General features: G+C 53.2%; 15 protein-coding genes and 2 tRNA genes. All 17 read left to right on the top strand.

Annotation, left to right across the window (positions count from 1 at the left end):
- The first annotated feature begins 28 nt into the window (after positions 1-28).
- Positions 29-1966 (top strand): ATP-dependent zinc metalloprotease FtsH, encoded by a 1938-nt coding sequence (gene ftsH / locus LH23_RS02790; RefSeq protein WP_039288095.1) that lies wholly within the window; start codon positions 29-31, stop codon positions 1964-1966.
- A 99-nt stretch (positions 1967-2065) separates the two neighbouring features.
- Positions 2066-2914 (top strand): dihydropteroate synthase, encoded by an 849-nt coding sequence (gene folP / locus LH23_RS02785; protein WP_039288092.1) that lies wholly within the window; start codon positions 2066-2068, stop codon positions 2912-2914.
- Entirely contained in the window at positions 2907-4244 is a 1338-nt protein-coding gene (gene glmM / locus LH23_RS02780; protein ID WP_039288089.1) for a phosphoglucosamine mutase, read from the top strand. Before folP ends, glmM begins: the two co-directional genes overlap by 8 nt.
- 235 nt (positions 4245-4479) lie before the next feature.
- Positions 4480-4812 (top strand): preprotein translocase subunit SecG, encoded by a 333-nt coding sequence (gene secG / locus LH23_RS02775; RefSeq protein ID WP_038478508.1) that lies wholly within the window; start codon positions 4480-4482, stop codon positions 4810-4812.
- Positions 4813-4861: 49 nt separating this feature from the next.
- Positions 4862-4948, top strand: a tRNA-Leu gene (locus LH23_RS02770).
- A 59-nt stretch (positions 4949-5007) separates the two neighbouring features.
- A tRNA-Met gene (locus LH23_RS02765) sits at positions 5008-5084 on the top strand.
- A gap of 213 nt (positions 5085-5297) precedes the next feature.
- Positions 5298-5750 carry a ribosome maturation factor RimP gene (rimP, locus tag LH23_RS02760; RefSeq protein ID WP_008454786.1) on the top strand — a complete coding sequence of 151 codons (453 nt, stop codon included), beginning with the start codon at positions 5298-5300 and terminating at the stop codon, positions 5748-5750.
- A 27-nt stretch (positions 5751-5777) separates the two neighbouring features.
- Entirely contained in the window at positions 5778-7265 is a 1488-nt protein-coding gene (gene nusA / locus LH23_RS02755) for a transcription termination factor NusA (RefSeq protein ID WP_039288081.1), read from the top strand.
- A 24-nt stretch (positions 7266-7289) separates the two neighbouring features.
- Positions 7290-9977 (top strand): translation initiation factor IF-2, encoded by a 2688-nt coding sequence (gene infB / locus LH23_RS02750; RefSeq protein ID WP_039288078.1) that lies wholly within the window; start codon positions 7290-7292, stop codon positions 9975-9977.
- Between the two features lie 65 nt (positions 9978-10042).
- Positions 10043-10444, top strand: coding sequence for a 30S ribosome-binding factor RbfA (gene rbfA, locus LH23_RS02745; RefSeq protein ID WP_008454782.1), 402 nt, complete (start codon positions 10043-10045; stop codon positions 10442-10444).
- On the top strand, positions 10444-11388 hold the full coding sequence (gene truB, locus LH23_RS02740) for a tRNA pseudouridine(55) synthase TruB (protein ID WP_039288075.1): 945 nt from the start codon (positions 10444-10446) through the stop codon (positions 11386-11388). The genes rbfA and truB overlap by 1 nt, the downstream gene beginning before the upstream one ends.
- A 154-nt stretch (positions 11389-11542) precedes the next feature.
- Positions 11543-11812, top strand: a complete 270-nt coding sequence (gene rpsO, locus LH23_RS02735) for a 30S ribosomal protein S15 (RefSeq protein WP_008454776.1) — start codon at positions 11543-11545, stop codon at positions 11810-11812.
- A 247-nt stretch (positions 11813-12059) separates the two neighbouring features.
- Positions 12060-14189: a polyribonucleotide nucleotidyltransferase gene (pnp, locus tag LH23_RS02730; RefSeq protein ID WP_039288072.1), complete on the top strand. Its 2130-nt coding sequence runs from the start codon at positions 12060-12062 to the stop codon at positions 14187-14189.
- Positions 14190-14306: 117 nt separating this feature from the next.
- On the top strand, positions 14307-15191 hold the full coding sequence (gene nlpI, locus LH23_RS02725) for a lipoprotein NlpI (protein ID WP_039288069.1): 885 nt from the start codon (positions 14307-14309) through the stop codon (positions 15189-15191).
- A 110-nt stretch (positions 15192-15301) separates the two neighbouring features.
- Complete coding sequence (yrbN, locus tag LH23_RS23900) at positions 15302-15379, top strand: protein YrbN (protein ID WP_099458804.1); 78 nt, start codon at positions 15302-15304, stop codon at positions 15377-15379.
- A complete protein-coding gene (locus LH23_RS02720) occupies positions 15372-17297 on the top strand; it encodes a DEAD/DEAH family ATP-dependent RNA helicase (protein WP_039288066.1) in 1926 nt (641 codons plus the stop codon). Before yrbN ends, LH23_RS02720 begins: the two co-directional genes overlap by 8 nt.
- Positions 17298-17450: 153 nt before the next feature.
- A complete protein-coding gene (gene mtr, locus LH23_RS02715) occupies positions 17451-18695 on the top strand; it encodes a tryptophan permease (RefSeq protein ID WP_039288063.1) in 1245 nt (414 codons plus the stop codon).
- Positions 18696-18715 lie beyond the last annotated feature (20 nt).

Here is an 18715-nt window from a genome sequence, read left to right as displayed (position 1 = left end):
GTAATATGAGGTTAATCCCTTGAGTGACATGGCGAAAAACCTAATACTCTGGCTGGTCATTGCCGTTGTGCTAATGTCGGTATTCCAGAGCTTTGGGCCCAGCGAGTCAAATGGCCGTAGGGTGGATTACTCCACTTTCCTGTCTGAAGTTAATCAGGACCAGGTTCGCGAAGCGCGCATCAACGGACGTGAAATCAACGTTACCAAGAAAGATAGTAACCGATACACGACTTACATCCCCGTTAATGATCCCAAGCTGCTTGATAATCTGATTACCAAGAATGTGAAAGTTGTGGGCGAGCCGCCTGAAGAGCAGAGTCTGCTGGCAACTATCTTCATTTCCTGGTTCCCAATGCTGCTGCTGATTGGGGTCTGGATCTTCTTTATGCGCCAAATGCAGGGCGGCGGTGGCAAAGGTGCCATGTCGTTCGGTAAGAGCAAGGCGCGCATGTTAACGGAAGACCAAATCAAAACTACCTTTGCTGACGTCGCTGGCTGTGATGAAGCGAAAGAAGAGGTGGGTGAGCTGGTTGAATACCTCCGTGAGCCAAGCCGCTTCCAGAAACTGGGCGGTAAAATCCCGAAAGGCGTGCTGATGGTCGGCCCTCCGGGTACGGGTAAAACGCTGCTGGCAAAAGCGATTGCTGGTGAAGCGAAAGTACCGTTCTTCACAATTTCCGGTTCTGACTTTGTTGAAATGTTCGTTGGTGTTGGTGCATCCCGTGTGCGTGACATGTTCGAACAGGCCAAAAAAGCGGCACCTTGCATTATCTTTATCGATGAAATCGATGCCGTCGGTCGTCAGCGTGGTGCTGGTCTGGGTGGCGGTCACGACGAACGTGAGCAAACCTTGAACCAGATGCTGGTTGAGATGGATGGCTTTGAAGGCAATGAAGGGATCATCGTTATTGCGGCAACTAACCGCCCTGACGTGCTTGACCCTGCGTTGCTGCGTCCAGGCCGTTTCGACCGTCAGGTTGTTGTCGGTCTGCCGGATGTTCGTGGTCGTGAGCAGATCCTGAAAGTGCATATGCGCCGCGTACCGCTTGCTCCGGACATCGACGCTGCAATTATCGCTCGTGGTACGCCTGGCTTCTCCGGTGCCGATTTGGCTAACCTGGTAAACGAAGCAGCGCTGTTTGCTGCTCGCGGTAACAAGCGCGTGGTTTCGATGGTTGAATTCGAGAAAGCGAAAGACAAAATCATGATGGGGGCAGAACGCCGCTCCATGGTGATGACGGAAGCGCAGAAAGAATCAACCGCTTATCACGAAGCTGGCCATGCGATTATCGGTCGCCTGGTACCGGAACACGATCCGGTACACAAAGTGACGATTATCCCTCGCGGCCGTGCGCTGGGTGTGACTTTCTTCCTGCCTGAAGGCGACGCAATCAGCGCCAGCCGTCAGAAACTGGAAAGTCAGATCTCCACGCTGTATGGCGGTCGTCTGGCTGAAGAGATTATCTACGGGCCAGAACATGTTTCTACCGGTGCGTCGAACGACATTAAAGTGGCGACTAACCTGGCGCGTAACATGGTGACCCAGTGGGGCTTCTCTGACAAACTTGGTCCGCTGCTGTATGCGGAAGAAGATGGTGAAGTATTCCTGGGCCGTTCAGTGGCAAAAGCGAAGCATATGTCTGATGAGACCGCGCGTATCATCGATCAGGAAGTTAAATCCCTGATTGAACGCAACTATGCTCGTGCTCGCCAGTTGCTGAATGAGAACATGGATATTCTGCACACCATGAAAGACGCATTGATGAAGTATGAAACCATCGATGCCCCGCAGATTGACGACCTGATGGCGCGCCGCGAAGTGCGTCCGCCAGCAGGTTGGGAAGATGCGAGCAAAAACAGCAATAACTCTGACAACAACGGTACCCCGAATGCGCCACGCCCGGTTGATGAACCGCGCACGCCAAATCCAGGTAACACGATGTCAGAGCAACTGGGCGACAAATAAGACGCTCACGACTGATGTTTTTGCAGTAATCTATGAACCCCGGGCTTGCCCCGGGGTTTTTGTTTTTGTACAGCCTAAGACGAACGCAAAGGAAGAAGAATGAAACTCACCGCGCAAGGCTCCACGCTGGATCTCTCGCATCCTCACGTCATGGGGATTTTAAACGTCACGCCGGACTCTTTTTCCGACGGCGGGCAGCACAATTCTCTGGTTGAAGCCCTCAAGCATGCAAACGCGATGATCAATGCCGGAGCCACAATCATTGATGTTGGCGGAGAGTCAACCCGGCCTGGTGCGGCAGAGGTGAGCACAGAAGAAGAACTTGAGCGCGTTATTCCGGTGGTCGAAGCGATCGCTCAACGTTTTGAGGTCTGGGTTTCGGTGGATACATCAAAAGCCGAAGTTATTCGCGAATCTGCACGAGTGGGGGCACATCTTATCAACGATATTCGTTCCTTAACGGAACCTGGTGCGCTAGCTGCTGCTGCGGAAACGGGGCTCCCCGTTTGCCTGATGCATATGCAGGGTGAACCGAAAACGATGCAACAGGCGCCACAGTACGATGACGTATTTGCCGATGTGAATCGCTTCTTTGTGGAGCACATTGCTCGCTGTGAGGCCGCAGGGATCTCAAAAGATAAATTGCTGCTCGACCCGGGCTTTGGTTTCGGTAAGAATCTCACCCACAATTATCAGTTATTGGCTCGCCTTTCTGAATTTCATCACTATGGTATGCCGCTGCTGGTAGGAATGTCCCGTAAATCGATGGTCGGGCAACTGCTGAATGTTGGCCCGGATCAACGCCTGAGCGGTAGCCTGGCCTGTGCGGTGATTGCTGCGATGCAGGGGGCTCAAATTCTTCGCGTCCATGACGTAAAAGAGACTGTTGAAGCTATGCGCGTGGTCGAAGCTACGCTTTCAGTGAAGGAAAACAAATACTATGAGTAACCGTAAATATTTTGGCACCGATGGTATTCGTGGTCGCGTGGGCGATGCGCCTATAACCCCTGATTTCGTTCTGAAACTGGGCTGGGCTGCGGGCAAAGTCCTCGCGCGTCACGGTTCGCGTAAAATTATTATTGGTAAGGACACGCGAATTTCCGGCTACATGCTGGAGTCTGCGCTGGAAGCGGGTCTGGCAGCAGCCGGATTGTCCGCGTCTTTCACCGGGCCAATGCCTACGCCTGCGGTTGCTTACTTAACCCGTACATTCCGCGCGGAAGCCGGCATTGTTATCTCCGCTTCACACAATCCATTCTATGACAACGGCATCAAATTCTTCTCCATCGACGGGACTAAACTGCCGGATGAAGTCGAAGAAGCTATTGAAGCTGAGATGGAAAAAGAAATCACCTGTGTGGATTCGGCAGAGTTGGGTAAAGCCAGCCGAATTGTTGATGCAGCAGGTCGCTATATTGAATTCTGTAAAGGCACGTTCCCGAATGAACTGAGCCTGAATGGCCTCAAAATCGTCGTAGACTGCGCCAACGGCGCGACTTATCACATCGCACCTAATGTATTGCGTGAGCTAGGCGCAAAAGTCATTGCCATCGGCTGTGAGCCAGATGGGGTGAACATTAATGAAAAATGCGGTGCGACGGATGTGCGTATGCTGCAAGAACGCGTGCTGGCGGAAAAAGCCGATCTCGGCATTGCGTTTGACGGTGACGGTGACCGGGTGATCATGGTGGATAACCTGGGGCATAAAGTCGATGGCGATCAGATCCTTTATATTATTGCCCGGGAAGGATTGCGTCAGGGGCAACTACGCGGCGGTGCCGTGGGTACGCTAATGAGCAATATGGGGCTTGAAGTAGCGCTGAAGCAGTTGGGCATTCCATTTGCTCGCGCGAAAGTTGGCGACCGCTATGTGCTGGAAAAACTGCAGGAGAAAGGCTGGCGGATTGGGGCTGAAAACTCAGGGCACGTTATTCTTCTTGATCAAACGACGACTGGCGACGGTATCATCGCAGGGTTACAAGTGCTCACCGCAATGGTTCGTAACCACATGAGCCTGCACGATCTGTGTAGCGGGATGAAGCTCTTCCCGCAGATTCTGGTTAACGTTCGCTTTACCGCAGGCAGCGGCGATCCTCTTGAAAACGAAGAGGTCAAACGCGTCACGGCTGAAGTGGAAGCTGCATTGGGCAACCGTGGTCGGGTGTTGCTGCGTAAATCCGGGACGGAGCCACTCATTCGCGTGATGGTTGAGGGTGAGGATGAAGCTCAGGTGACTGCTTTTGCTCATCAAATCGCAGATGCAGTAAAAGCCGTTTAATACATTGGTTATCGCAAACTGATTGAAAAGGCGGCAGTTGCCGCCTGTTTCTTCAGGGAAAGTGACTCGTTTGCTGTTTTTTTCCGCAGTCAGTGCATTGTGAATAAATTGCCCTTGCGCACCTGTCTGGCTTTGGTTAGTATTCTCACCCGCTTCAGTGGGTAATGACAAACGTATCCGCTTAACTGGTTTGAAGCAATTGGCGTGCGGTAATCCCGCAAGGAACAGGTTGATTATGTACGAAGCTCTTTTAGTTGTTTTCCTTATTGTAGCGTTAGGCCTTGTAGGTCTCATCATGCTGCAGCAAGGTAAAGGCGCTGATATGGGAGCCTCCTTCGGAGCAGGCGCTTCCGCTACGTTATTCGGTTCAAGTGGTTCTGGTAACTTCATGACCCGCATGACCGGTGTGCTCGCAACGTTGTTCTTTATCCTGAGCCTGGTTCTGGGCAACCTCAGCACCAATAAAACCAGTAAAGGAAGTGAGTGGGAAAATTTGAGTCAGCCAGCACAAACTGAGCAGACTGCGCCAGCGGCACCTACCAAGCCGAGCAGCGATATCCCACAGTAAGTTTGTCAGCTTCAATGCGGTAACATGAAGGTTGCCGTGTTCAAAGAGTGCCGAGGTGGTGGAATTGGTAGACACGCTACCTTGAGGTGGTAGTGCCCGATTGGGCTTACGGGTTCAAGTCCCGTCCTCGGTACCAAATCCTAGCAATTCTTGCATTTAATGCAATTCTGGCGTAGTATTTGCCACGTTTTCGGACGCGGGGTGGAGCAGCCTGGTAGCTCGTCGGGCTCATAACCCGAAGGTCGTCGGTTCAAATCCGGCCCCCGCAACCACTTTCCCTGAGAGTTCTTTTTCAAATATACTGTGAACACCAGTTTCGGTGCCTTCGCGAAGAATTTAGAAAAAAATTCTCCTGGACGGTGTCCGGGCCGCAGTTGCGGCATACAGGGTTCAGTTATATAAAGCCCCGATTTATCGGGGTTTTTTGTTATCTGACTTTAGAATAACTGGGCTATATGCCCTTTTTTTATGTCTTGGGGGTGGGCTTGTCCACATTAGAGCAAAAATTAACAGAGATGATTTCAGCACCGGTCGAAGCACTGGGCTATGAACTTGTGGGCATCGAATTCGTTCGGGGCCGCACGTCTACGCTGCGCATCTATATTGATAGTGAAGATGGCATCAATGTTGATGATTGTGCTGATGTCAGTCACCAGGTCAGTGCCGTACTGGATGTCGAAGATCCCATCACCGTGGCCTATAACCTGGAAGTGTCCTCACCTGGCCTCGATCGCCCAATGTTCACTGCAGAACACTACGTTCGTTTTACCGGCGAAGAAGTGAGCATTGTATTGCGTATGGCTGTGCAAAACCGCCGCAAATGGCAGGGTATTATTAAAGCCGTAGACGGTGAGATGATCACGGTAACGGTCGAAGGAAAAGACGAAGTGTTCGCGCTGAGCAACATCCAGAAAGCGAACCTGGTACCCCACTTTTAATAGTTTGGATTGAGGTGAAAACCCAGGATGAACAAAGAAATTTTGGCTGTTGTTGAAGCAGTTTCCAACGAAAAAGCGCTGCCGCGTGAGAAGATTTTCGAAGCGCTGGAAAGTGCGCTGGCAACGGCGACCAAGAAAAAATACGAGCAAGAGATTGACGTTCGCGTTGAAATCGACCGCAAAAGCGGTGATTTCGATACCTTCCGTCGTTGGGTTATCGTTGAAGAAGTCACTCAACCTACGCGTGAAATCACTCTTGAAGCGGCTCAGTTTGAAGATCCAGCGTTCACCGTGGGTGAATACGTTGAAGATCAGATTGAATCCGTAACCTTTGACCGTATCACTACCCAGACCGCTAAACAGGTTATCGTGCAGAAAGTTCGCGAAGCAGAACGCGCGATGGTAGTCGATCAGTTCCGCGAGCATGAAGGTGAGATCATCACTGGCGTGGTGAAAAAAGTTAACCGTGACAACATCTCTCTGGATCTCGGCAGCAACGCTGAAGCCGTGATTCTGCGTGAAGATATGCTGCCACGCGAAAACTTCCGTCCGGGTGACCGTATTCGCGGCGTGCTGTACGCAGTGCGTCCTGAAGCTCGCGGTGCGCAGCTGTTCGTTAGCCGCTCTAAACCTGAAATGCTGATCGAACTGTTCCGCATTGAAGTGCCGGAAATCGGTGAAGAAGTTATCGAAATTAAAGCCGCTGCACGCGATCCTGGCTCTCGTGCCAAAATCGCCGTGAAAACAAACGACAAGCGTATCGACCCGGTCGGTGCATGCGTTGGTATGCGTGGTGCGCGCGTTCAGGCGGTTTCTACTGAGTTAGGCGGTGAGCGTATTGATATCGTACTGTGGGACGACAACCCGGCACAGTTTGTTATCAACGCAATGGCACCGGCTGACGTAGCATCCATTGTTGTCGATGAAGACAAACATACGATGGATATCGCGGTAGAGGCAGGCAACCTGGCCCAGGCCATTGGCCGTAACGGTCAGAACGTTCGCCTGGCATCACAGCTGAGCGGCTGGGAACTCAACGTCATGACCGTTGATGACCTGCAGGCTAAACATCAGGCTGAAGCGCATGCGGCTATTGATACCTTTACCAAATACCTCGACATTGACGAGGATTTCGCCACCGTGTTGGTCGAAGAAGGTTTCTCCACGCTTGAAGAACTGGCCTATGTGCCAATGAACGAGCTGCTGGAAATCGACGGCCTTGATGAAGACACCGTGGAAGCATTACGCGATCGCGCTAAAAACGCGCTCACCACACTGGCTCTGGCGCAAGAAGAGAGTCTTGGCGATAAAAAACCTACCGAGGACTTGCTGAACCTCGACGGTATGGATCGCCCGCTGGCCTTTAAACTGGCTGCTCGTGGTGTTAGCTCGCTGGAAGACCTTGCCGAGCAAGGTGTTGACGATCTGTCTGATATCGAAGGCTTAACGGACGAGAAAGCCGGCGAATTGATCATGGCAGCGCGTAACATTTGCTGGTTTGGCGGCGAAGCGTAATAAACTGTAGCAGGAAGGAACAGCATGACAGATGTAACCGTAAAAGCGCTGGCCGCAGAGATTCAGACCTCCGTGGACCGCCTGGTACAGCAATTTGCTGATGCAGGGATCCCGAAGTCTGCTGACGACTCCGTTTCGGCGCAAGAGAAACAAACGCTCCTGGCACACCTGAATCATGAGCATGGTTCAGGTCCAGACAAGTTGACTTTACAGCGCAAAACGCGCAGTACTTTAAACATTCCAGGTACCGGTGGGAAAAGTAAATCGGTACAAATCGAAGTCCGCAAGAAGCGCACCTTTGTGAAACGTGATCCGCAAGAGGCAGAGCGCCTTGCAGCGGAAGAACAGGCGCAGCGTGAAGCGGAAGAGCAAGCCCAGCGTGAGGCAGAGGAAGTTGCCAAACGTGCGGCACAAGAAAAAGCTAAGCGTGAAGCTGAAGAACAAGCTAAGCGCGAAGCCGCTGATAAAGCGAAACGTGAAGCTGCGGAAAAAGACAAAGTGAGCAATCAACAAACTGATGAAATGACGAAAGCCGCCCACGCCGAGAAGGCTCGCCGTGAAGCGGAAGCTGCTGAACTGAAGCGCAAAGCTGAAGAAGAAGCCCGTCGCAAACTTGAAGAAGACGCCCGTCGTGTGGCGGAAGAAGCCCGTAAAATGGCTGAAGCTAACGCTGGCGTTTGGGAAGAGCAGGAGAAGGTAGAAGACGATAAGTCTGACTATCACGTCACTACTTCCCAGCACGCTCGCCAGGCGGAAGACGAAAACGATCGTGAAGTTGAAGGCGGCCGTGGTCGTGGCCGTACTGCAGCGAAAGCACCACGTCAGAAAAAAGCTGGCGGTAAGCACGGCGAGTCTAAAGCTGATCGCGAAGAAGCTCGCGCAGCCGTTCGCGGTGGCAAAGGTAAGCGTAAGCCAAGCAGCCTGCAGCAGAGCTTCACCAAGCCAGCGCAGGCCGTTAACCGTGACGTTGTGATTGGTGAAACCATCAGCGTTGCTGAATTGGCTAACAAAATGGCAGTTAAAGGCTCCCAGGTCATCAAAGCGATGATGAAGCTGGGCGCAATGGCGACCATCAACCAGGTTATCGATCAGGAAACTGCTCAGCTGGTTGCTGAGGAGATGGGCCACAAAGTTATCCTGCGTCGTGAGAACGAGCTGGAAGAAGCGGTAATGAGCGACCGTGATACCGGCGCTGCGGCAGAGACCCGTGCACCGGTTGTGACCATCATGGGTCACGTTGACCACGGTAAAACCTCTCTGCTCGACTACATTCGTTCTACTAAAGTTGCTTCCGGCGAAGCGGGGGGTATTACCCAGCACATCGGTGCTTACCACGTAGAAACCGACAACGGCATGGTTACCTTCCTGGATACCCCAGGTCACGCAGCGTTTACCTCTATGCGTGCTCGTGGTGCTCAGGCAACGGATATCGTTGTTCTGGTTGTTGCCGCTGACGATGGCGTGATGCCACAGACTATCGAAGCTATCCAGCACGCAAAAGCGGCGCAGGTACCGGTAGTCGTCGCGGTGAACAAAATCGATAAGCCAGAAGCGGATCCGGATCGCGTTAAAAACGAACTGTCCCAGTACGGCATCATGCCGGAAGAGTGGGGCGGCGAAAGCCAGTTCATTCACGTTTCTGCGAAAGCCGGTACCGGCATCGACGACCTGCTGGATGCCATCCTGCTGCAGGCCGAAGTTTTGGAACTGAAAGCTGTCCGTAAAGGTATGGCAAGCGGCGTGGTCATCGAATCCTTCCTGGATAAAGGTCGTGGTCCGGTTGCTACCGTTCTGGTGCGTGAAGGTACCCTGAACAAAGGCGATATCGTTCTGTGTGGCTTCGAATATGGCCGCGTGCGTGCGATGCGTGACGAAATGGGCCGTGAAGTGACCGAAGCGGGTCCTTCTATTCCTGTTGAGATCCTCGGCCTGTCCGGCGTACCTGCTGCGGGTGACGAAGTGACCGTTGTTCGTGACGAGAAGAAAGCCCGTGAAGTTGCTCTGTATCGTCAGGGTAAATTCCGTGAAGTTAAACTGGCTCGTCAGCAGAAATCCAAACTGGAAAACATGTTCGCCAACATGACCGAAGGCGAAGTGTCCGAAGTGAATATCGTGCTGAAAGCCGACGTTCAGGGTTCTGTGGAAGCGATCAGCGACTCCCTGCTGAAACTGTCTACCGATGAAGTTAAAGTTAAAATCATCGGCTCCGGCGTGGGTGGGATCACCGAAACTGACGCAACGCTGGCTGCAGCATCCAACGCTATTCTGGTTGGCTTCAACGTCCGTGCCGACGCTTCTGCACGCCGCGTGATTGAAGCTGAAAGCCTGGATCTGCGCTACTACTCCGTCATCTATAACCTGATTGACGAAGTGAAAGCGGCGATGAGCGGTATGCTGTCTCCAGAGCTGAAACAGCAGATCATCGGCCTGGCTGAAGTTCGTGATGTCTTCAAATCACCGAAGTTTGGCGCGATTGCTGGCTGTATGGTTACCGAAGGTGTGGTTAAACGTCACAACCCAATCCGCGTACTGCGCGACAACGTGGTTATCTATGAAGGCGAGCTGGAATCCCTGCGCCGCTTCAAAGATGACGCAAGCGAAGTCCGTAACGGCATGGAATGTGGTATCGGCGTTAAGAACTACAACGACGTGCGCGTGGGCGATATGATCGAAGTCTTCGAAATTATCGAGATCAAGCGTACCATCTCCTGATAGCCGTACCGCATCAATTATCTTAGGGGGGCCGTGTGCCCCCCGTTTTGTCTGGAGAAATTATTATGGCGAAAGAATTTGGTCGCCCGCAGCGCGTTTCTCAGGAATTGCAGAAAGAAATTGCCATTATCCTGCAGCGCGAAATTAAAGATCCGCGTCTGGGCATGATGACCACCGTTTCTGGGGTCGAAGTGTCCCGTGACCTGGCATATGCCAAAGTATTTGTGACCTTCCTGAACGACAAAGACGAAGATGCCATCAAAGAAGGCATCAAAGTTCTGCAGGATGCATCGGGCTATATCCGCACCCTGGTGGGTAAGGCTATGCGTCTGCGTATCGTGCCGGAACTGACCTTCTTCTACGATAACTCGCTGGTTGAAGGGATGCGCATGTCTAACCTGGTTTCCAATGTCATCCGTCATGATGACGAGCGTCGCGTGAATACGGACGACAGCAAGGAGGATTGATGAGTCGTCCTCGTCGTCGTGGTCGTGATATTCATGGTGTACTGTTGCTCGATAAGCCTCAGGGCCTTTCGTCCAACGACGCATTACAAAAAGTAAAACGCCTTTATAACGCAAACCGCGCGGGTCATACCGGGGCGTTGGATCCTCTGGCGACCGGCATGCTGCCGATTTGTCTTGGTGAAGCGACGAAGTTCTCCCAGTATCTGCTGGATTCCGACAAACGTTATCGCGTGATTGCCAAACTTGGGCAGCGCACGGACACATCTGATGCCGACGGCATTGTGGTCCAGGAGCGCCCAATTAGCTTTAGCGCCGAGCAGCTTGCTGCTGCGTTGGAGAGCTTTCGCGGGGATACCGAGCAGGTTCCATCGATGTACTCTGCGCTTAAGCATCAGGGTAAGCCCCTGTACGAATATGCGCGCGCGGGTATTGAAGTTGAACGTGAAGCTCGCCCAATCACGGTGTATGAGCTGCTGTTTATTCGCCATGAAGGGGATGAGCTGGAGCTGGAAGTTCACTGCTCTAAGGGAACGTACATTCGTACGATCGTTGACGATCTCGGTGAAAAACTTGGCTGCGGAGCGCATGTTATTTTCCTGCGTCGCCTGGCTGTAAGTAAATATCCGATTGAGCGCATGGTCACTCTGGATCAGCTCAACGAGCTGGTCGAACAGGCGCATCGACAGGAGCGCGAGCCTGCGGAGATGCTGGATCCGCTGCTGATGCCGATGGATAGCCCTGCCTCAGATTTCCCGCTGGTGAATTTGCTGCCTGAAGTAGCCGTCTACTTTAAAAACGGTAATCCAGTTCGGGTGGCTGGCGTTCAGGCCGAAGGGCTGGTGCGCGTCACTGAAGGCGAAGAGAAGAAGTTTATCGGCATGGGTGAAATCGATGGTGAGGGCCGGGTTGCTCCGCGTCGCCTGGTCGTCGAATATCCCGTCTGACTTTTGTCGCTACCTTGCGGTAAAAGGGCGCTACAGGTAAAATAGCGCGGCTTAACGGCTGGCCCATTGTTTAACAACTGGTTCAGACGTGCACTGGGGTTGCTGAATTAGAGATCGGCACCCTGTTTATTTATCTATAATGTTGGAGTTGAAAATGTCTCTAAGCGTTGAAGCTAAAGCTAAAATCGTTTCCGAGTTTGGTCGTGGTACTAACGACAGCGGTTCTACCGAAGTTCAGGTTGCACTGCTGACTGCACAGATTAACCACCTGCAGGGTCACTTTGCAGAGCACAAAAAAGATCACCACAGCCGTCGTGGTCTGCTGCGTATGGTTTCTCAGCGTCGTAAACTGCTCGACTACCTGAAACGTAAAGATGTAGCACGTTACACTGGCCTGATCGAGCGCCTGGGTCTGCGTCGCTAGTTCTTGCGAGTTTCAGAAAAAGGGGCCTGTAAGGGCCCCTTTTTTCAACCAGACGGCAGCAATTCTATGGAAACTAATGTATTGTTGCTGAGTGTGATCTTTATTGCAGAGGTTCGCGCGGCTAATGAGAGGCTTTACCCGTCAGAACGGGTTAGGATTGTCATTAGTCGCGAGGATGCGATGAAGGTCGGGTACCAACGGCGGCGCGTGAAGCCACGTGCTGCCCGTCATTTTAAAGGATCTTATTTTGCTGAATCCGATCGTTCGTAAATTCCAGTATGGCCAGCATACGGTCACGCTTGAAACCGGCATGATGGCTCGCCAGGCTACCGCTGCTGTAATGGTAAGCATGGATGACACCGCGGTATTCGTTACCGTTGTTGGCCAGAAAAAAGCCAAGCCAGGCCAGGACTTCTTCCCGCTGACCGTTAACTATCAGGAGCGTACCTACGCTGCTGGTCGTATCCCAGGTAGCTTCTTCCGTCGTGAAGGCCGTCCAAGCGAAGGCGAAACCCTGATCGCGCGTCTGATTGACCGCCCGGTTCGCCCGCTGTTCCCTGAAGGTTTCGTCAACGAAGTGCAGGTTATCGCCACCGTTGTTTCCGTAAACCCACAGGTTCACCCTGATATCGTTGCCATGATTGGTGCTTCTGCAGCGCTGAGCCTGTCCGGTATTCCGTTTAACGGCCCAATCGGTGCCGCTCGCGTTGGTTACATCAATGACCAGTACGTGCTGAACCCGACCGCTGAAGAGCTGAAAACCAGCAAGCTGGATCTGGTTGTTGCCGGTACCGAAAGCGCAGTGCTGATGGTTGAATCCGAAGCTGAACTGTTGAGCGAAGACCAGATGCTGGGTGCCGTTGTCTTCGGCCACGATCAACAGCAGATTGTCATCAAAGAAATCAACGCGCTGGTTGCCGAAGCCGGTAAACCACGTTGGGACTGGCAGCCAGAAGCTGTGAACGTAGCGCTGAATGCGCGCGTTGCCGCACTGGCTGAATCCCGCCTAAGCGATGCTTACCGTATCACTGAGAAGCAAGAGCGTTATGCCCAGGTTGACGTCATCAAAGCTGACGTTATCGCGACGCTGACCGCAGAAGACGAATCTCTGGATGCTGGCGAGCTGTCTGACATTCTGCACGCTATCGAGAAAAACGTTGTTCGTAGCCGTATTCTGGCAGGCGAGCTGCGCATCGATGGCCGTGAGAAAGACATGATTCGTGGCCTGGACGTTCGTACTGGCGTTCTGCCGCGTACTCACGGTTCTGCACTGTTCACCCGTGGTGAAACTCAGGCGCTGGTTACCGCAACGCTGGGTACCGCACGTGACGCACAGACGCTGGACGAGCTGATGGGCGAGCGCACTGACAGCTTCCTGTTCCACTACAACTTCCCTCCGTACTCCGTAGGTGAGACCGGGATGGTAGGTTCGCCTAAGCGTCGTGAAATTGGTCACGGCCGTCTGGCGAAGCGTGGCGTTCTGGCCGTTATGCCAGAAGCTGATAAATTCCCGTACACCGTTCGTGTGGTTTCTGAAATCACCGAATCTAACGGTTCTTCTTCCATGGCCTCCGTGTGTGGTGCTTCTCTGGCACTGATGGATGCAGGTGTGCCAATCAAAGCCGCCGTTGCGGGTATCGCAATGGGCCTGGTGAAAGAAGGCGACAACTTCGTAGTTCTGTCCGACATTCTGGGTGACGAAGATCACCTGGGCGACATGGACTTCAAAGTAGCCGGTAGCCGTGAAGGTATCTCTGCGCTGCAGATGGATATCAAAATCGAAGGTATCACCCGCGAAATCATGCAGGTGGCTCTGAACCAGGCTAAGGGTGCGCGTCTGCACATTCTGGGCGTGATGGAACAGGCTATCGACGCACCTCGTGGCGATATCTCTGAGTTCGCACCACGTATTCACACCATCAAAATCAACCCAGACAAGATCAAAGACGTGATCGGTAAGGGTGGGGCTGTGATTCGTGCGCTGACCGAAGAAACCGGCACCACCATCGAAATCGAAGATGACGGTACCGTTAAAATCGCAGCGACCGACGGTGACAAAGCGAAACACGCTATCCGTCGTATCGAAGAGATCACCGCGGAAATCGAAGTGGGCCGTATCTATAACGGTAAAGTCACTCGTATCGTTGATTTCGGTGCGTTTGTTGCTATCGGCGGCGGTAAAGAAGGTCTGGTTCACATCTCTCAAATCGCTGATAAGCGCGTAGAGAAAGTGACTGACTATCTGCAGATGGGTCAGGAAGTTCCGGTGAAAGTACTGGAAGTTGACCGTCAGGGCCGCGTCCGTTTAAGCATTAAAGAAGCAACCGAGCAGTCTCCGGCAGAAGGTGCAGCACCAGCCGCGCCAGAAGCTGAGTAAGGTTTGCCAATTAAGCTCTCCATGGTGACATGGAGAGCTGTTTGTTACGGGACAGGATGTCTCGTTTGCAGCCGGGGGACAGGACGTTCATCCATTTGTTGTCTTCGGGAGTAGGAAATGAAGCCTTTTTTGCGCTGGTGTTTCGTTGCGACAGCTATCACGCTGGCCGGATGCAGCAACTCTGCCTGGCGTAAGAACGAAGTATTAGCGGTGCCATTGCAGCCTACGCTGCAGCAGGAAGTGATTCTGGCACGCATGGAACAAATACTTGCCAGTCGGGCTTTAACCGATGACGAACGCGCACAGCTTTTATATGAGCGCGGAGTGTTGTATGATAGCCTCGGTCTGAGGGCTCTGGCGCGGAATGATTTTTCACAAGCGCTGGCCATCCGTCCCGATATGCCTGAAGTATTCAATTACTTAGGCATTTATTTAACGCAGGCAGGCAATTTTGATGCTGCCTATGAAGCGTTTGATTCTGTACTTGAGCTTGATCCAACTTACAACTACGCGCACTTAAATCGCGGTATCGCCCTCTATTACGGTGGTCGTTATCGTTTAGCGCAAGATGATCTGCTGGCGTTTTATCAAGACGATCCCAACGATCCTTTCCGTAGCCTGTGGCTCTATATTGCTGAACGCAATTTAGACGAAAAACAGGCCAAAGTGGCGCTACAACAGCGTCTCGAGAAATCGGATAGAGAGCAATGGGGATGGAATATTGTCGAGTTCTACCTGGGCAACATTAGCGAAAAAGAGCTAATGGAACGCCTCAAGGCGGACGCAACGGATAACACCTCGCTCGCTGAGCATCTCAGTGAAACCAACTTCTATTTAGGTAAGTACTACCTAAGTCTGGGGGATAAGGACAGCGCCAAGGCACTGTTCAAGTTAGCGGTTGCTAACAACGTACACAACTACGTTGAGCATCGTTATGCATTGTTGGAATTAGCGCTCTTGGGCCAGGAGCATGACGACCTGGCAGAATCGGACCAGCAATAGCTGACGAACAACGATCGTCCCATAAACTTTTTAACTAAAGTCATCACCTTCACGGGTGAGGGCGTTTTTGTTCGTTAATCAATCAAATTTGAGCCGGTTCACACTTTTCAATGAAAATTGCAGATCAATTTCACGATGAGTTACGTAGACTGGCCGCCATCAACGAGGCACATGTACTACATGACTGATATCATCGAAACTACTTTTTCTGATCTGGGGCTGCATGCCTCTATCATTCAGGCCCTGAACGATCTGGGCTACGAAAAGCCATCACCAATTCAGGCTGAGTGTATCCCACACCTGCTGAATGGCCGTGACGTTCTGGGTATGGCCCAGACTGGTAGCGGTAAAACTGCAGCGTTTTCCCTGCCGCTGCTGAACAACCTCGATCCTGAGCTGAAAGCACCACAAATTCTGGTGCTGGCCCCGACCCGCGAACTGGCGGTTCAGGTTGCTGAAGCCATGACGGATTTCTCTAAACATATGCACGGCGTGAACGTTGTGGCCCTTTACGGCGGCCAGCGTTATGACGTACAGCTGCGCGCCCTGCGTCAGGGACCACAGATTGTTGTGGGTACCCCAGGGCGTCTGCTTGACCACCTGAAACGCGGTACCCTGAACCTGTCCGGCCTGAAAGGTCTGGTGCTGGATGAAGCGGATGAAATGCTGCGTATGGGCTTCATCGAAGACGTTGAAACCATCATGGCGCAGATCCCGGCCGAACATCAGACCGCGCTGTTCTCTGCCACCATGCCGGAAGCGATTCGTCGCATTACCCGTCGCTTCATGAAAGATCCTCAGGAAGTGCGTATTCAGTCCAGCGTAACTACTCGCCCGGACATCAGCCAGAGCTTCTGGTCTGTTTATGGCATGCGTAAAAACGAAGCACTGGTTCGTTTCCTGGAAGCAGAAGACTTTGATGCGGCGATCATCTTCGTTCGTACCAAAAACGCGACCCTGGAAGTGGCTGAAGCGCTGGAGCGTAGCGGTTACAACAGCGCCGCGCTGAACGGTGACATGAACCAGGCGCTGCGTGAGCAGACCCTGGAGCGCCTGAAAGATGGTCGTCTGGACATCCTGATCGCCACCGACGTTGCGGCCCGTGGCCTGGACGTGGAGCGTATCAGCCTGGTTGTTAACTACGACATCCCGATGGACTCCGAGTCTTACGTTCACCGTATCGGCCGTACCGGTCGTGCTGGTCGTGCTGGCCGCGCGCTGCTGTTCGTTGAGAACCGTGAACGCCGCCTGCTGCGCAACATCGAACGCACCATGAAGCTGACTATTCCAGAAGTAGAGCTGCCAAACGCAGATCTGCTGGGTGAGCGTCGTCTGGCTAAATTCGCCGCTAAAGTTCAGCAGCAGCTGGAAAGCAGCGATCTGGACCTGTACCGTGGCCTGCTGGCTAAAATTCAGCCTTCTGCTGAAGAAGAGCTGGACATCGAAACGCTGGCTGCAGCCCTGCTGAAAATGGCTCAGGGTGAGCGTCCTCTGATCCTGCCACCAGATGCACCGATGCGCCCACGTCGCGAATTCAAAGAGCGTGACGATCGTTTCGAACGTCGCGGCGACCGTAATGACCGTGGCCCACGTGGCGACCGTCCAGAGCGTGGTGGTGAAGATCGTCCACGTCGTGAGCGTCGTGACGCTGGCGATATGGAACTGTACCGCATCGAAGTGGGCCGTGATGATGGCGTTGAAGTTCGTCACATCGTTGGCGCTATCGCTAACGAAGGCGACATCAGCAGCCGTTACATCGGTAACATCAAGCTGTTCGGGACTCACTCCACCATCGAGCTGCCGAAAGGCATGCCAGGTGAAGTACTGCAGCACTTTACCCGTACTCGTATTCTGAACAAGCCGATGAATATGCAGCTGTTGGGTGACGCACAGCCTCGTCCAGAGCGCAGCGGCGAACGCCGTGGCGGTCGTGACGGTGGTCGTGGCTTCGGCGGCGAGCGTCGTGAAGGCGGTCGTGGTCCACGTCGTGAAGGCGCTGGGGCAGGTGCTGGCCGTAGCTTCAGCGGTGAACGCCGTGACGGTGGCCGTGGCCCGCGTCGTGAAGACGGAGCTGCAACCGCTCGTCGTCGCTTCGGTGATGCATAATTGACCTATAATCTGCCGTATTATTTTTAAACGGCAGTGATAAAAGCCCCGGTTATTGCAATCGGGGTTTTTTTTATCCCTTTTGTACTCATGTACTGGTACAATGAGCCGCATAAGACAATTTCGTCGTGCTCAGTTTTTCAGGGATTCGATATGACAACGTTAACCGCCCCCGGCACAAAGCCTTCGTTAATTGGCGGGGTGATGATCATCGGTGGAACAATCATTGGTGCAGGGATGTTTTCGCTCCCGGTGGTGATGTCCGGGGCCTGGTTCTTCTGGTCGCTGGCTGCGCTGGTCTTCACCTGGTTCTGTATGCTGCATTCCGGGTTGATGATCCTGGAGGCGAACCTGAACTACCGCATCGGCTCCAGCTTTGACACCATCACAAAAGATCTTCTGGGGCGCGGCTGGAACGCGATCAACGGCTTGTCGATTGCGTTTGTGCTTTATATCCTGACCTACGCCTATATTTCGGCCAGCGGCTCCATCCTGCACCATACGTTTTCGGAGATGTCGCTGGACGTGCCGGCTCGTCTGGCGGGGCTGGTCTTTGCGCTGGCTGTGGCGTTTATCGTCTGGCTGAGTACCAAAGCGGTTAGCCGCATGACGGCCATTGTGCTTGGCGCAAAAGTCATTACTTTCTTCCTGACCTTCGGCAGCCTGCTTGGGCACGTCACACCAACCACGCTATTTAACGTCGCAGAGAGCCATGCCTCCTACACGCCCTATTTATTAATGACGCTGCCGTTCTGCCTGGCCTCTTTCGGCTATCACGGCAATGTGCCTAGCCTGATGAAGTATTACGGCAAAGATCCTCGCACCATTATTCGCTGCCTGGTTTACGGCACGCTGATGGCGCTGGGGCTGTATACCATCTGGCTGCTGGGAACGATGGGGAATATTCCACGCCCTGAGTTTATTGGCATCGCGGAGAAGGGCGGTAACATTGACGTACTGGTGCAGGCACTGAGCGGCGTGCTCAACAGCCGAAGCCTGGATCTGTTACTGGTGGTGTTCTCGAACTTTGCGGTAGCGAGTTCATTCCTCGGCGTCACTCTGGGGCTGTTCGATTACCTGGCGGATCTGTTTGGGTTTGATGATTCCGCTATGGGGCGTTTGAAAACGGCGCTGCTGACCTTTGTGCCGCCGATTGTCGGTGGCCTGCTGTGGCCGAACGGTTTTCTGTATGCGATTGGCTATGCTGGATTGGCGGCGACGATCTGGGCGGCCATTGTCCCCGCGCTGCTGGCGAGAAAATCACGTAAACGCTTCGGCAGCCCGAAATTCCGCGTCTGGGGCGGTAAACCGATGATTGCCCTGATTCTGGTCTTTGGCGTGGGCAACGCGCTGGTACACATTCTGTCTACCTTCGATGTTCTGCCGGTCTATAAGTAAAGATTAACGGGCCCTCCGAG

The organism is Cedecea neteri, from assembly GCF_000758305.1.
Lineage (GTDB): Bacteria > Pseudomonadota > Gammaproteobacteria > Enterobacterales > Enterobacteriaceae > Cedecea > Cedecea neteri_C.
Note: the sequence above shows the minus strand (reverse complement) of the source record. Positions and strands in the feature narration are given on the sequence as shown.